Origin of the sequence: Nocardiopsis sp. NRRL B-16309, from assembly GCF_001279585.1 — a bacterium.
Taxonomy (GTDB): Bacteria; Actinomycetota; Actinomycetes; order Streptosporangiales; family Streptosporangiaceae; genus Nocardiopsis.
The window spans coordinates 18,355-33,547 of the sequence record NZ_LGEC01000095.1 but is presented as its reverse complement, the minus strand read 5'-3'; the positions used below and the strand labels follow the sequence as shown (position 1 = coordinate 33,547).

Below are 15,193 nucleotides of genomic sequence, written 5' to 3'. Positions count from 1 at the left end.
GGTGCCGGGCACGCCCGCAACCCGCCTGTGCTTGTCCTGTCGGCTTCGTCCGCCCCGCGCGGACCGTGACTGCCGTCCACCCCCGCGGGGTGCGGCGGCGAGGCAACCAACCATGTCTGCACCGAACAATTCCTTCGATCCGGTCGAGGTGACCCCCCTCCACCCCGACGAGGTCGCCCGTATGCGCGAGGAGGCCCTGGCCGCCATCGAGGCCGCGGCCGACCTCGCCGAGCTCAAGGAGGTCCGGCTCGCGCACGCCTCCGACCGGTCCCCGCTGGCCCTGGCCAACCGGGAGATCGGCGCCCTGCCGCCGGCCGCCAAGGCCGACGCGGGCAAGCGCGTGGGCGGGGCCCGCCGCGACGTCGGCCAGGCCCTCAAGGCCCGTCAGGCCGTCCTGGAGGCCGAACGCGACGAGCGCGTCCTGGTGGAGGAGCGGGTCGACGTCACCCTGCCCTGGGACCGGGCGCCGCGCGGCGCGCGCCACCCGCTGACGACCGTGGCCGAGCGGATGGCCGACATCTTCGTCGGCATGGGCTTCGAGGTCTCCGAGGGCCCGGAGATCGAGGCGGAGTGGTTCAACTTCGACGCCCTCAACTTCCTGCCCGACCACCCGGCCCGCACCATGCAGGACACGTTCTTCGTGGAGAGCCCCGACGGCGGCGAGACCGGCCTGGTCATGCGCACGCACACCTCGCCGGTCCAGGTGCGCTCGCTGCTCACCCGCGAGCTGCCCGTCTACGTGGTCGCGCCGGGCAAGACCTTCCGCACCGACGAGCTGGACGCCACGCACAGCCCCGTCTTCCACCAGCTCGAAGGGCTGGTCGTCGACAAGGGCATCACGCTCGCGCACCTGCGGGGGGCCATCGACGCCTTCGTCGGGGGCATGTTCGGCGAGGGCCTGCGCACCCGCTTCCGCGCCTCCTACTTCCCCTTCACCGAGCCGTCCGCCGAGGTGGACATGGAGTGCTTCGTGTGCCGTGGCGCGTCCGTGGGCGACCCCGACGCGCCCTGCCGCACCTGCTCCAGTGAGGGCTGGATCGAGATCGGCGGCTGCGGCGTGGTCAACCCGCGCGTGCTCACCGCCGCGGGGGTCGACCCCGAGGTGTACAGCGGGTGGGCCTTCGGCCTGGGAATCGAACGGACACTCATGTTCGCGCACGGCGTGCGCGACATGCACGACATGGTCGAGGGCGACATCCGCTTCACCTCGGCGTTCGGGAGTGAGAACTGATGCGCGTCCCCCTGAGCTGGCTGCGGGAGTACGTCGACCTTCCGGCCGACGTCACCGCCCGCGACCTGGCCGCCAAGCTGACCCTGGCCGGCCTGGAGGTCGAGACCGTCGACGAGCTCGGCACCGACCTGACCGGCCCCCTCGTCGTCGGCCGCGTGCTGGAGATCGAGGAGCTCGAAGGCTTCAAGAAGCCCATCCGCCACTGCAAGGTGGACGTCGGACGGGCCAACGGCACCGGTGAGCCCCAGGAGATCGTCTGCGGCGCCCGCAACTTCTCCGAGGGCGACCTGGTCGTCGTCGTCCTGCCCGGCGGCGTGCTCCCGGGCGGTTTCAGCATCGGCGCCCGCAAGACCTACGGCCGCATGTCGGCGGGCATGATCTGCTCCGCCACCGAGCTGGGCCTGTGGGAGGACCACACGGGCATCGTGGTCCTGCCCGAGGGCTTCGGAGCGGTCGGCGACGACGCCATCGGCCCGCTGGGCCTGCGCGAGGACGTGCTGGACATCGCCGTCACGCCCGACCGCGGGTACGCGCTGTCGATGCGGGGCGTGGCCCGGGACACCGCAGCCCTGTACGGGGCGGCGTTCCGCGACCCCGCCGAGGTCGCCGTCGCCGCGCCCACCGGCGAGGGCCACCCCGGGCGGATCGCCGACCCCGCGCTGTGCGACCGGCTCGTGCTGCGGGGGGCCACCGGGTTCGACCCGGACCTGCCCTCCCCGCTGTGGATGAAGCGCCGCCTGCACCAGAGCGGCGTGCGCCCGGTCTCCCTGGCCGTCGACGTCACCAACTACGTGATGCTCGAACTCGGCCAGCCGCTGCACGCCTGGGACCGGGACCGCCTCGACGGCGCCGTCCAGGTGCGCAGGGCCGCCTCCGGCGAGAAGCTGGAGACCCTCGACCACGTCCAGCGCGTCCTGGACGCCGACGACATCGTCATCGCCGACGACTCCGGCGCCCAGGCGATCGCCGGGGTCATGGGCGGCCTGAACACCGAGATCGGCCTGACCTCCACCCGGGTCCTGATCGAGGCCGCGCACTTCGAGCCCATGCACATCGCCCGCGCCTCGCGCCGCCACCAGCTGTCCTCGGAGGCCTCCCGCCGCTTCGAGCGCGGCATCGACTCCGCCGTGCAGCTGGCCGCCGCCACCCGGGCCGTCGAACTGCTCGCCGAGCTGGGCGGGGCGCGCGTGGAGGACGCCTACACCCACGTCGACGAGTCCGCCGCCCGCGGGCCCATCGTCCTGCGCGCCTCCCACCCGGGCGACGTGGCGGGCGTGGACTACCCCGAGGGCACGACGCGCACCTGGCTGGAGCGGATCGGCTGCGCCGTGGAGGACCGGGGCGAGGACCTGGCGGTCACCCCGCCCACCTGGCGGCCCGACCTCACCGACCCCAACGACCTCGCCGAGGAGGTCATCCGGTTCGAGGGCTACGAGAACATCCCCTCCGTCCCGCCGCGGGCCCCCGCCGGGCGCGGCCTGACCCCGGGCCAGCGGTTGCGCCGCACGCTCGGCCGGGTCCTGGCCGACACCGGGTACAACGAGGTGCTCAGCTACCCGTTCGTGGGCGAGTCCGACCTCGACGGCCTCCAGCTGGAGGACGACGACGCGCGCCGCGTGAGCCTGCGCCTGGCCAACCCGCTCAACGAGCAGGAGCCTCTGCTGCGCACCACGCTGCTGCCGGGCCTGTTCAAGGCCCTGGCCCGCAACGTGGGCCGCGGGTTCACCGACGTCGCCCTGTTCGAGATGGGGCTGGTCTACCGGCCCAGGCCGGGCGCCACCCGCGCCCCGCTGCTGCCCGTCGACCGCGGGCCCAGCGCCGAGGAGCTCCGCCAGATCGACGCCGCCGTGCCCGACCAGCCGCGGCGCGTGGGCGCCGTGCTGGCCGGCAACGCCGAGCGCGCGGGCTGGTGGGGTCCGGGCCGCCCGGCCACCTGGGCCGACGCGATCCAGGCCGCCCGTGACATCGCCCGGACCGCCGGGGTCGAGCTGGAGGTCGAGGCCGACCGGCACGCGCCCTGGCACCCGGGCCGGTGCGCCGCGCTGTACGTGCGCGTGGACGGCGAGCGCCTGCTCGTCGGGCACGCGGGCGAGCTGCACCCGCGCACGGTCAAGGCGTTCGGACTGCCGGAGCGGACCTGCGCCATGGAGGTCGAGCTCGACCGGATCGAGCGCGCCCGGGGCGCCGACACCGCGCCCACGGTGTCGACGTACCCGGTGGCCACCCAGGACGTGGCCCTGGTCGTGGACGAGTCGGTGCCGGTCGGCGCCGTCGGCGACGCGCTGGCCGAGGGGGCGGGCGAGCTGTTGGAGAGCGTGCGGCTGTTCGACGTCTACACCGGCGAGCAGGTCGGGGAGGGCCGCAAGTCGGCCGCCTTCACCCTGCGGTTCCGGGCCGGGGACCGGACGCTGACCGCCGAGGAGGCGGGCGCGGCGCGCGACGCGGCCGTCGCGCGGGCGGCCGAGCGCACGGGCGCGGCCCTGCGCGGCTGAGGCCGGAACGAGTCCGGGCCGAAGCGGGGTACGAGCGGAGGCCCGAGGCAGGCACAGGGATGGCGCGGCGGGGCCGTTCTCCCAGGCGGGGGACCGGCCCCGCCGCCATGTGTGAAGAACGTGCTACGGGCGGCCCCGCGACCCCCGCACAGAGGTCAAAGGTCCGATCTCTGACCGCTGTTCCTCACCTAATTTTGACGGCGTTTTCGCTGCGTAGGCGGGGTTTTGCGGCGCTTCACCGAGGGTAGTCGGCATGAAGTTTGGGTTTCGGGGCATGAAGGATCGTTTTGACTCTTGCTGAGGGGGCGGTCGTGAGCTTAGCCTGCAATCACCTGCTGAGGACTGGGCGCCCGGTGCATAGGCAGTCAACCTGAGTTTTCCGCTGCGCTCATGCGCAAGACACGGCTCGGAGGTCGCCATATGACCGAAACGGTTGTCTCGTCCGCGCTCGCTCCCAGGAGCCCCCGGGAGCCCAACCGCCTCTGGCACACATTCTGCGATATGAACGCCGTGGCCCGCGGCCCGGAGTTCGTCGTCGCCAGGGGCGAGGGCGTATGGCTGTGGGACGAGTCCGGTGACCGCTATCTCGACGGCACGGCCAGCCTCTGGTACTGCAACGTCGGACACGGGCGCCGGGAGATCGCGGACGCGGTCCACCGCCAGATGACCACCCTGGACGCCTACACCGTCTACGGGGACTTCTCCAACGCCCCGGCCCGGGACCTGAGCGAGCGGTTGGCCTCGCACGCCCCGGTCGTCGACCCCCGGGTGATCCTCACCTGCGGGGGAGGGGAGTCCATCGACACCGCGGCCAAGCTGGCGCGGCGGTACTGGGCGGTGCTGGGCCGTCCCGAGCGCACACACCTGATCAGCCGTACGGGCGGCTACCACGGACTGAACGGCTTCGGTACGAGCATCATCGGCATGGAGCGGTTCCGGACCGGTTTCGGGCGCCTCATCGAGGACACCTCCGTGGTCGCGCACGACTCCGCGGCGGCCCTGGAGGCCGAGATCCTGCGGGTCGGGCCCGACAAGGTCGCGGCGTTCTTCGCCGAGCCGGTGATCGGGGCCGGAGGAGTGTTCCTTCCCGAGGACGGCTACTTCACCGAGGTCGCCCGGATCTGTGACAAGTACGGAGTGCTCTTCGTCGTCGACAGCGTGATCTGCGGCTTCGCGCGGATGGGCAACTGGTTCGGCATCGAGCGCTTCGGTGTCAGCCCGGACATGATCGTCTTCGCCAAGGGCGTCTCCAGCGGGTACCTGCCGCTGGGCGGGGTCGTGGTCAGCGGTCGGGTGGCCGACCCGTTCTGGAACGAGGCGGGCAACCCGTTCATGCACGGGACGACCTACGCCGGGCACCCGGCGGGCTGCGCCGCGGCGATGGCCAACCTGGACATCCTGGAACGCGAGGACCTGTTCACGGTGTCGCTGGAGGTCGAGCGCCACCTGGACGCGGCCCTGCGGACACTGTCGGACCACCCGCTGGTGGCCGAGGTCCGCTCCGGCATGGGCGTCATGGGAGCCGTGGAGCTCACCGGCGAGGCGCTGGACGACCTGGGGATCACCACGGCGGAGGTGTTCGCCGAGGCGCGCGCCCGCGGCGTCATCCTGCGTCCCGTGCCCCGGGCGCTGCTGGTCTCGCCGCCGCTGATCATCACCTGGGAACAGATCGACCACCTGGTCTCCACGCTCGCGGGGGCGCTGGACGCCGTCGCCGCCCGCCACGGAGCGACCGCCGTCAGGTACTGAGATCGGGTCGGGACCGGCCATGCCGGGGGCGCGGCCGGACCCGACCCGAGGAAGAGACACCGTTCCACTCCGCCGAGGACCCGGCCCGCTTCCGCGCGCCGGGTGTGACGTTCGTCTGTGGTCCCGCTTCCCAGCCATCGAGTAATATTTGCTGGGAAGATTCTTCGGATGGGTGAGGTGCCGGGAGGTATCCCACGGGCGACGGGGGCGGCCATGACGACGCAGCAGAACGAGCCGAGGGCGGACGCGGGGCAGATCAGCGACGACGACCTCATCACCGCCTGGGGGCTGGTCCACGAGGCGATGAGCGCGCTCCAGCCCAAGCTGCTCGGCGGGATCACGCCCGACGGCAGGGACATGGCGGGCCCGTGGTTCGAGGTCCTCATCCGACTCCAGCGCACACCCGGGCACCGGCTGCCCATGAGCCGGCTGGCCCGCGAGGTCAGCCTGAGCACCGGCGGGTTCACCAAGCTCGCCGACCGCCTCGAACGCGAGGGTTACCTGGAGCGGGCCAACTGCTCCGAGGACCGCCGCGTGGTCTACGCGGTCCTGACCGAGCCGGGCCTGGCCTTCATCCGCGAGGTGCGCGCCAACCACGTCGACCGGCTGCGCGAGCACGTCCAGGGGCCGCTCGGCGTCGACGGTGTCCGGCGGCTCGCCGCCATCGCCCGTACGCTGCGTGACAGCGCCTGCGACTGAGCCCGGCCGCGAACGACGACACTCCGTAGCCGAATTGCCTCTTTCCTCCGGGCGGACCCCGTCCGAAAGCGTGGACAGGGCCACACGGGCCGCCGTTCCCGTGTAGGTTGGCGGGAGTTCGCGCGTCCCACGCGGGGCGGACCGCGGGGGCACGACGTTCCGGGGGGAATGATGAGACTGTTCACCACTGCCGCGCAGCTGAGGCCGATTCCCCGATCGACGCGCTTCGCCAACGGCGGTGTCTCCTTCTGGTTCCGCGACATCGGTCTGCCCGAGCGCCGCAACCCCCTTCCGGGCGATGCCGAGTACGACGTGTGCGTCGTCGGAGCTGGGTATTCGGGCCTGTGGACCGCCTACTACCTCAAGAAGGCCCAGCCCGACCTGCGGATCGCCGTCATCGAACGTGAGTTCGCCGGTTTCGGCGCCTCCGGCCGTAACGGAGGGTGGCTCTCGGCCGAGTTCGCGGGCTCGCGCGAGCGCTACGCCCAGTCACACGGCAAGTCGTCGATGATCGCCCTGCAGCGCGCGATGATGCACACCGTGGACGAGGTCGCCACCGTCGCCAGGGACGAGGGCATCGACGCCGACATCGTGCGGGGCGGCATGCGCCTGGTGGCCACCAACGCGGCCCAGCGCGCCCGCCTGGCCGAGGAGATCGAGTACCTGCAGGAGTGGGGCTACTGGCCCGACGACGTCCACCTGCTGGAGCCCGACCACGAACCCCGTCTGTCGGTCGCCGGTGCGGTGGCCGCCGCCTACTCCCCGCACGCCGCGCGGGTGCACCCCGCCAAGCTCGTCACGGGCCTGGCCCGGGTCGTGGAGGGGCTCGGAGTGGACCTGTTCGAGGGCACCGCGGTCGAGGAGATCCGGCCCCGCGAGGGCACCTCCCCTCCCGCGGTCGTCACCGACCACGGCACCGTGCGCGCCGAGCACGTGATCCGCGCGACCGAGGGCTTCACCTCGACCCTGCGCGGCCACAAGCGCGAGTGGCTGCCGATGAACTCCTCCATGATCGCCACCGAGCCGCTGCCCGACGAGCTCTGGGAGAAGATCGGCTGGGAGGGCCGCGAGCTCCTGGGCGACTCCGCGCACTCCTACGTCTACGCCCAGCGCACGGCCGACGGGCGTATCGCCATCGGCGGGCGCGGTGTGCCCTACCGCTTCGGGTCGGCCCAGGACGACGGCGCCACCCAGCCCCAGGCGATCGTGGAGCTGTGGCAGGCCCTTGTCCGGCTGTTCCCCGACGTCTCGGAGGTCCCGGTCGAGCACGCCTGGTCCGGCGTGCTCGGGGTGCCCCGCGACTGGTGCCCCAGCGTGCACCTGGACCCCGCGTCCGGTGTGGGCTGGGCCGGCGGCTACGTCGGCAGCGGTGTGGCCACCAGCAACCTGGCCGGACGCACCCTGCGCGACCTGGTGCTGGGCCGTGAGACCGACCTGACCCGCCTGCCCTGGGTGGGCCACCAGGTCCGCGGCTGGGAGCCCGAACCCCTGCGCTGGGTGGGCACCCAGATGATCTACGGCCTCTACCGCACCGCCGACCGCCGCGAGTCCAGGACGCCCGAGGACAAGGTCCGCACCTCCCGCTTCGCCGGTCTGGCCACGCGCATCGCGGGCCGCTGACCGTACCGCCCCCGCCACCCCGCTCCGGCGGGGTGCGCACGATCCTGGTTGCATAAACTTGCAGAGGCATGCATGATAGTCCAGTCAGGATTCAGGAGGGGGAGCGGCACCATGGGTTACAGCGCGGCGATCGCCGGAGCCAGCGGCTACGCGGGAGGCGAGCTGCTCCGCCTGCTGCTCGGCCACCCCGAGATCGAGATCGGCGCCCTCACCGCCGGAAGCAACGCGGGCACACCGCTGATCCAGCACCAGCCGCACCTGCTGCCGCTGGCCGACCGCGTCCTGGCCCCCACCACCGTCGAGGAACTGCGCGGCCACGACGTCGTCTACCTCGCCCTCCCGCACGGGCAGTCCGCCGACATCGCCCAGCAGCTCGGCGACGACGTCCTCGTCGTGGACTGCGGAGCCGACTTCCGGCTCAACGACGCCTCCGCCTGGGAACGGTTCTACGGCACACCCCACGCCGGGACCTGGCCCTACGGCCTGCCCGAACTCCCCGGGCAGCGCGACCGGCTCGCCAGGGCCCGGCGCGTCGCCGTCCCCGGCTGCCACGTCACCGTCGCCACCCTGGCGCTCTTCCCCGGCCTGGCCGAGCAGCTCGTCGAACCCGACCTGACCGTCGTCGCCGTCACCGGAACCTCCGGCGCGGGCAAGGCGCCCAAGCCCAACCTCATCGGCAGCGAGATCATGGGCGCGCTCAGCCCCTACGGCGTCGGCGGCACCCACCGGCACAACCCCGAGATCGTGCAGAACCTCACCTCCGTCACGGGCGAGCCGGTCAAGCTGTCCTTCACCCCCGTCCTGGCGCCCCTGCCGCGCGGCATCCTCGCCACCTGCACCGCCCCCCTCCGGCCCGGCGTCACCGCCGCCCAGGTGCGCGCCGCCTACGAGACCGCCTACGCCGACGAGCCCTTCACCCACCTGCTGCCCGAGGGCACCTGGCCCAGCACCGCCATGACGCTGGCCGCCAACACCACCCTCCTCCAGGTCACCGTGGACGCCGACGCCGGACGCATGGTCGTCGTCGCCGCCCTGGACAACCTCACCAAGGGCACCGCCGGCGGCGCCGTGCAGAGCACCAACCTCGCCCTCGGCCTACCCGAGGAGACCGGTCTGCCCCTCGCCGCGGTCGCCCCCTGAACCCCGAACCGAAGCGCTCCCGCTCCAGGGCCACTCGTGGTCGAAGCCGAGCGGCTCCGCTCACCGGAACCACTGGGGGAGGAACCCGAGCCGAAGCAGGCAGAGGCCCTGGGCGAGTAGGCCGATCCGAGCGATCCCCAGGGGGTCGAAGGCGAGCGGTTCCGTCCGCCGAGACCCCCCGGGGGGTGGAGCTGAGCGGTCCCGCTCGACGGAACCACTCGTGGTCGAAGCCGAGCCGTTCCGCCCACCGTGCCCCCGTGGGGGTTGAGGGTGAGCGGTTCCACCGACCGTGACCCCCGGGGGTTGAAGGTGAGCGGTTCCGCTCACCGGCACCACAGGGGGGTGAGGGGCGCGCCGGTGCCTGCAGGAGGAGTCTCTGCCGCCAGCGAGCTTGCGAGCCAGGCAGTAGCGACGACGAAGGACCCGGCGTGAAGCGCCCCGAACACAGAAAGGCATCACCGTGAGTGTCACCGCACCCCGTGGCTTCAGAGCCGCGGGCGTCTCCGCGGGAACCAGGGACGACGGGGCCAGGGACGTCGCCGTCGTCATCAACGACGGCCCCTCCCGGGCCGCCGGCGCGGTGTTCACCCGCGACGACTCCGCGGCCCCGGTCCTGTGGTCGCGCCAGGTCGCCTCGGGCCACCGCGTGCGCGCCGCCGTCCTGGCCTCCGGCGGCGCCAACGCCGCCGCCGGGCCCCTCGGCTTCCAGGACGTCCACGCCCAGGCCGAACACGCCGCCGGCGAACTCGACGACTCGGCCGCCGAGATCATCGTCTGCGCCTGCGGCGACCCCGGCACGCGCCCGCCCCTGGACGCCCTGCGCCGGGGCACGGCCGACGCCCTCGCCGAGGCCTCCCGCAGCGGGGGACTGGCCGCCGCCGACGCCCTGCGCACCACCGACACCGTCGCCAAGTTCGTCTTCCGGCGCGGCGACGGCTACACGATCGGCGCCATGGCCAAGGGCCCCGACCCCTCCGTGTCCAGCGTCCTGGCCGTCCTGACCACCGACGCCGACCTCACCGGCCCGCAGTGCGAGCGCCTGCTCGCCCCGGCCGTCGCCAAGGCCTTCGCGCCGCTGGGCGCCACCAACGACACGGTGCTGCTCATGGCCAGCGGAGCCGCGGGCACCGTCCCCGACGAGGAGGGGTTCGCCGCACTGCTCACCGACGTGTGCGCCGACCTGGCGGCCCAGGTCGCCGCCGACCCCTCGACACCAGCACACTCCCATGACCGGGCGGAAGGCTCATGATCGCGCGCTCCGACACACCCTCAGCAGACCAGGCCCAGGCCATCGACAAGGCCGCCCACCTCATCGAGGCGCTGCCCTGGCTGTCCCGCTTCCACGGCCGCACCGTCGTGGTCAAGTACGGCGGCAACGCCATGATCAGCGAGGAGCTGCGGGTCCGCTTCGCCGAGTCCATCGTCTTCCTGCACTACGCGGGCCTGCGCCCCGTCGTCGTCCACGGCGGCGGCCCCCAGATCAGCGCCCAGCTCGACCGGGCCGGGGTGGAGTCCACCTTCACCGCCGGGCTGCGGGTGACCACCGACGAGGCCATGGACATCGTCCGCATGGTCCTGACCGGCCAGGTCAACCGGGAGATCGTCGGCCTGGTCAACCAGCACGGGCCCTTCGCGGTCGGCATGTCCGGCGAGGACGCCAACCTCCTGTACGCCGAGCGCAAGTCCGTGACCGTCGACGGCGAGGACCTGGACATCGGCCGCGTCGGCGAGGTCACCGAGGTCAGCCCCGGCGCCGTCGCCGCGCTCATCGCCGACGGGCGCATCCCCGTCATCTCCAGCGTCGCGCGCGCCGACGACGGCGGCGTGTACAACGTCAACGCCGACACCGCGGCCGCCGCGCTGGCCGTCGCCCTGGGCGCCAGCAAGCTCATCATGCTCACCGACGTCGAGGGCCTGTTCGCCGACTACCCGGCCAACACCGACCTCATCAGCCGCCTCAACGTCGAGGAGCTGCGCGGCCTGCTGCCCTCGCTCTCGGCGGGCATGGTGCCCAAGATGGAGGCCTGCCTGGCCGCCGTCGAGGGCGGCGTCCCCCAGGCCCACATCATCGACGGCCGCGTGCCGCACTCCCTGCTCCTGGAGGTCTTCACCGACCGCGGCGTCGGCACCATGGTCGCCGACGAGGAGCTGGAGGCGGCACTGCTCGCCGGCAACGGCCACTACCCGCGCCCCTGGCGCGCCACCGACCACCGCACCGACGCACCCACCGGAGGCTCCCAGTGACCACCAGCGACCTGCGCGAGCGCTTCGCCGCCGCGCTCATGCCCAACTACGGCGTCCCGCCCGTGGCCCTGACCCTGGGCCGCGGCTGCGAGGTCTACGACGCCGACGGCCGCCAGTACCTCGACCTCATCGCCGGGATCGCCGTGTCCAGCCTCGGCCACGGACACCCCGCGCTGGTCAAGGCGATCGCCCACCAGGCCGCCACACTCGCCCACACCAGCAACCTCTTCGTGCACGAGCGCGAGATCCAGCTCGCCGAACGCCTCATCGGGCTCCTGGGCGGCGACGCCAAGGTCTTCTTCGCCAACTCCGGCACCGAGGCCAACGAGGCCGCGCTCAAGCTGGTCAAGCGCGCCGCCGGACCCGGTCGGCACTACTTCGTCGCCGCCACGCACGGCTTCCACGGCCGCACCTCCGGCTCCCTCGCCCTGACCGGCAAGGACGCCATCCGCGAGCCGTTCGGCCCCTTCGGGATGGACGTGCGCTTCGTCCCCCACGGCGACCTGGACGCCCTGGCCGAGGCCGTCGACGGCCACTGCGTCGCCGTCTTCACCGAGCCCGCCCAGGGCGAGGCCGGGGTCGTCACCGCCGACGACGGCTACCTCGCCGGCGTGCGCCGCGTCTGCGACGACGCGGGCGCCGCCTTCGTCCTGGACGAGATCCAGAGCGGCATCGGACGCACCGGCCAGTGGTTCGCCCACCAGGCCGAGGGGGTGCGCCCCGACGTCCTCACCCTCGCCAAGGGCCTCGGCGGCGGCCTGCCCATCGGCGCCACCGTCGGCTTCGGCCGCTACGCCGACGCCTTCCAGAAGGGCGACCACGGCTCCACCTTCGGCGGCAACCCGGTCGCCTGCGCCGCCGCGCTGGCCGTCCTGGACACCATCGAGGAGGAGGGCCTGCTCGCCCACACCGCCGTCATGGGCGACCTGCTCGCCGAACAGATCGAGGGCATCGACCACGCCCTCCTGGCGGGCCAGCGCGGGGTCGGCCTGTGGCGCGCCCTGGTGCTGACCGGGCCGCACGCCGCCCACGTCCAGGAGCAGGCGGCCGTCCGCGGCTTCCTCGTCAACGCGGTGGCCCCCGACGCCGTCCGACTCGCCCCGCCCCTGGTCATCACCCCCGAGCAGATCGGGGTGTTCATCGAGGCCCTGCCGACCGTCCTGGACGCGGCCGAGGCCGCCGCGAAGAAGGAGAGCACGTCATGACCCGGCACTTCCTGCGCGACGACGACCTGAGCCCCGCCGAACAGGCCCGGGTGCTCGACCTCGCCGACGCCATGAAGAAGGACCCCTTCGGCCGGCGGCCCCTGGAAGGGCCCCGCACCGTCGCCCTCATCTTCGACAAGCCCTCCACCCGCACCCGGCTGTCCTTCAGCGTGGGCGTGGCCGACCTCGGCGGCGCCCCCCTGGTCCTGGACTCCTCCAGCACCCAGATGGGCCGCGGCGAGCCCCTGGCCGACACCGCCCGCGTCCTGGAGCGCCAGGTCGCCGCCGTCGTCTGGCGCACCTTCGCCCAGAGCGACATCCGGACGCTGGCCGACCACATCTCCGTGCCCGTGGTCAACTCGCTCACCGACGAGTTCCACCCCTGCCAGATCCTCGCCGACCTGCAGACCGTCCGCGAGCACAAGGGCGCCCTGGCCGGACTCACACTCGCCTACCTCGGCGACGGCGCCAACAACATGGCCCACTCCTACCTGCTCGGCGGCGCCACCGCCGGACTGCACGTGCGCGTCGGCGCGCCCGAGGGCTACCACCCCGACCCCGCCGTGCTCGCCCGCGCGGCCGAGATCGCGGAGCGCACCGGCGGGTCGGTCGGCGTCACCACCGATCCCCGCGAGGCCGCCGACGGCGCGGACGTCCTGGCCACCGACACCTGGGTCTCGATGGGCCAGGAGGACGAGGCCGCCGACCGCGAGGCGCCCTTCCGCCCCTACATCGTCGACGAGGCGCTCCTGGGCGCCGCCCACGCCGAGGCGGTCGTCCTGCACTGCCTGCCCGCCTACCGCGGCAAGGAGATCAGCGCCGGCGTCATCGACGGCCCCCAGAGCGTGGTCTGGGACGAGGCGGAGAACCGCCGCCACGCACAGAAGGCCCTGCTCGCCTTCCTGCTCGAGACCAGTGACGACCCCGGGACAGAGCGACGATGATGAGTGAGAGCGGTGGAACGGCGCCGATGACCAAGGCGGCCAGGCACGCCCGGATCAGCGACGTCCTCACCCGCGAGGACGTGCGGTCCCAGGGCGAGCTGGCCAAGCGCCTGGCCGAGGCCGGCGTCCAGGTCACCCAGGCCACCCTGTCCCGGGACCTGGACGAACTGGGCGCGGTCAAGCTCCGCACCGCCGAGGGGCACCTGGCCTATGTCCTGCCGGGAGAGGGCGGCGAACGTCTGCAGCGCACCCGCCCCGACAGCCTGGACCTCGAACAGGTCTCCGGAGCACGACTCACCCGGCTGGCCGAGGATCTGCTGGTCTCGGCCGAGGCCTCCGCCAATATGGTCATCGTCCGCACCCCGCCGGGTGCGGCACAGTACCTGGCCTCGGCCATCGACCACACCGACTTCCACGCCATCCTGGGCACCATCGCGGGCGACGACACCATCATGGTGATCGCCCGCGACCCCCAGGGCGGCGACGAACTGGCCGCCGCGCTCCTGCGGCTGGCCGACCGCAGGCCGTAGGGGACCGCGCACCGCGGGGCGGCCGAGCACACGTACAGCCCAGGGGGAACACCATGTCCGAGCGCGTCGTACTCGCCTACTCCGGAGGACTCGACACCTCCGTCGCCATCGGCTGGATCGCCGAGGAGACCGGCGCCGAGGTCGTCGCCGTGGCCATCGACTGCGGGCAGGGCGGGGAGGACCTCGACGCCGTGCGCCGCCGCGCCCTGGACTGCGGCGCGGTGGAGGCCGTCGTCGCCGACGCCCGCGACGAGTTCGCCACCGAGTACTGCGTCCCCGCCATCCGGGCCAACGCCCTCTACATGGACCGCTACCCCCTGGTCTCGGCGCTCTCGCGCCCGCTCATCGTCAAGCACCTGGCCGAGGCCGCCCGCTACCACGGCGCCACGCACGTCGCCCACGGCTGCACGGGCAAGGGCAACGACCAGGTCCGCTTCGAGGCCGGCCTGGCCGCCCTCTTCCCCGAGCTCAAGGTCCTGGCGCCGGTCCGCGACTCCGGCATGACCAGGGACCGGGCCATCGCCTTCGCCGAGGAGAGGGGCCTGCCGATCGACGTCAGCAGGAAGTCGCCCTACTCCATCGACCAGAACCTCTTCGGGCGCGCCGTCGAGACGGGCTTCCTGGAGGACATCTGGAACGGCCCCATCGAGGACCTCTACGACTACACCCGGGACCCGGCCGAGGCACGCGAGCCCGACGAACTCGTCATCACCTTCGCCGACGGAGTCCCCACCGCGATCGACGGCCGCCCGCTCACCCCGCTCCAGGTCATCGAGGAGATGAACCGCCGCGCCGGCGCCCAGGGCGTGGGCCGTATCGACATGGTCGAGGACCGGCTCGTCGGCATCAAGAGCCGCGAGGTCTACGAGGCGCCCGGCGCCATCGCCCTCATCACCGCCCACCAGGAACTGGAGAACGTCACCGTCGAGCGCGAACTGGCCCGCTACAAGCGCGGCGTCGACCAGCGCTGGGGCGAACTCGTCTACGACGGCCTGTGGTTCTCCCCGCTCAAGGACGCGCTCCAGGGCTTCGTCGCCGAGGCCAACCGGCACGTCACCGGCGACATCCGCATGGTCCTGCACGGAGGCCGCGCCGTCGTCACCGGCCGCCGCAGCGAGACCGCGCTCTACGACTTCGACCTGGCCACCTACGACACCGGCGACACCTACGACCAGAGCGCCGCCCGCGGGTTCATCGACGTGTTCGCCCTGCCGGGCAGGATCGCCGGCCGGCGCGACCGGCGCACCGCCGGATAGCCGCGCCACAGCGCCCCGGGCGGTGCGGCCCGCCCGCACCGCCCGCCACCCCCCGTCCACCGTTCCGCTGTACCGAAGGAGAA

Annotated in this window: 12 protein-coding genes; all 12 read left to right on the top strand. The window is 73.0% G+C overall.

Annotated elements, in window-relative coordinates; genetic code table 11:
• The first annotated feature begins 112 nt into the window (after positions 1-112).
• The 12 genes from pheS to ADL05_RS22290 all read left to right on the top strand — a co-directional run bounded on the left by pheS (position 113) and on the right by ADL05_RS22290 (position 15,110).
• On the top strand, positions 113-1,231 hold the full coding sequence (gene pheS, locus ADL05_RS22345) for a phenylalanine--tRNA ligase subunit alpha (RefSeq protein WP_053618962.1): 1,119 nt from the start codon (positions 113-115) through the stop codon (positions 1,229-1,231).
• Positions 1,231-3,723: a phenylalanine--tRNA ligase subunit beta gene (gene pheT / locus ADL05_RS22340; protein ID WP_053618961.1), complete on the top strand. Its 2,493-nt coding sequence runs from the start codon at positions 1,231-1,233 to the stop codon at positions 3,721-3,723. The genes pheS and pheT overlap by 1 nt, the downstream gene beginning before the upstream one ends.
• A gap of 501 nt (positions 3,724-4,224) precedes the next feature.
• Positions 4,225-5,472, top strand: a complete 1,248-nt coding sequence (locus ADL05_RS22335) for an aspartate aminotransferase family protein (RefSeq protein ID WP_053618960.1) — start codon at positions 4,225-4,227, stop codon at positions 5,470-5,472.
• 213 nt (positions 5,473-5,685) lie between these two features.
• Positions 5,686-6,171, top strand: coding sequence for a MarR family winged helix-turn-helix transcriptional regulator (locus ADL05_RS22330; RefSeq protein ID WP_053618959.1), 486 nt, complete (start codon positions 5,686-5,688; stop codon positions 6,169-6,171).
• Between the two features lie 171 nt (positions 6,172-6,342).
• Positions 6,343-7,791 (top strand): FAD-binding oxidoreductase, encoded by a 1,449-nt coding sequence (locus ADL05_RS22325; protein WP_053618982.1) that lies wholly within the window; start codon positions 6,343-6,345, stop codon positions 7,789-7,791.
• 111 nt (positions 7,792-7,902) lie between these two features.
• Complete coding sequence (gene argC / locus ADL05_RS22320; RefSeq protein ID WP_053618958.1) at positions 7,903-8,931, top strand: N-acetyl-gamma-glutamyl-phosphate reductase; 1,029 nt, start codon at positions 7,903-7,905, stop codon at positions 8,929-8,931.
• Positions 8,932-9,391: 460 nt separating this feature from the next.
• Positions 9,392-10,180, top strand: coding sequence for a bifunctional ornithine acetyltransferase/N-acetylglutamate synthase (locus tag ADL05_RS22315; protein WP_053618957.1), 789 nt, complete (start codon positions 9,392-9,394; stop codon positions 10,178-10,180).
• A complete protein-coding gene (gene argB, locus ADL05_RS22310; RefSeq protein WP_053618956.1) occupies positions 10,177-11,175 on the top strand; it encodes an acetylglutamate kinase in 999 nt (332 codons plus the stop codon). The genes ADL05_RS22315 and argB overlap by 4 nt, the downstream gene beginning before the upstream one ends.
• The gene (locus ADL05_RS22305; RefSeq protein ID WP_053618955.1) at positions 11,172-12,380 is read left to right on the top strand and encodes an acetylornithine transaminase; all 1,209 of its coding nucleotides are present in this window, start codon (positions 11,172-11,174) and stop codon (positions 12,378-12,380) included. Before argB ends, ADL05_RS22305 begins: the two co-directional genes overlap by 4 nt.
• On the top strand, positions 12,377-13,324 hold the full coding sequence (gene argF, locus ADL05_RS22300; protein WP_053618954.1) for an ornithine carbamoyltransferase: 948 nt from the start codon (positions 12,377-12,379) through the stop codon (positions 13,322-13,324). Before ADL05_RS22305 ends, argF begins: the two co-directional genes overlap by 4 nt.
• On the top strand, positions 13,321-13,854 hold the full coding sequence (locus ADL05_RS22295; RefSeq protein ID WP_053618953.1) for an arginine repressor: 534 nt from the start codon (positions 13,321-13,323) through the stop codon (positions 13,852-13,854). The genes argF and ADL05_RS22295 overlap by 4 nt, the downstream gene beginning before the upstream one ends.
• 53 nt (positions 13,855-13,907) lie before the next feature.
• Positions 13,908-15,110 carry an argininosuccinate synthase gene (locus tag ADL05_RS22290; RefSeq protein WP_053618952.1) on the top strand — a complete coding sequence of 401 codons (1,203 nt, stop codon included), beginning with the start codon at positions 13,908-13,910 and terminating at the stop codon, positions 15,108-15,110.
• Positions 15,111-15,193: the final 83 nt, after the last annotated feature.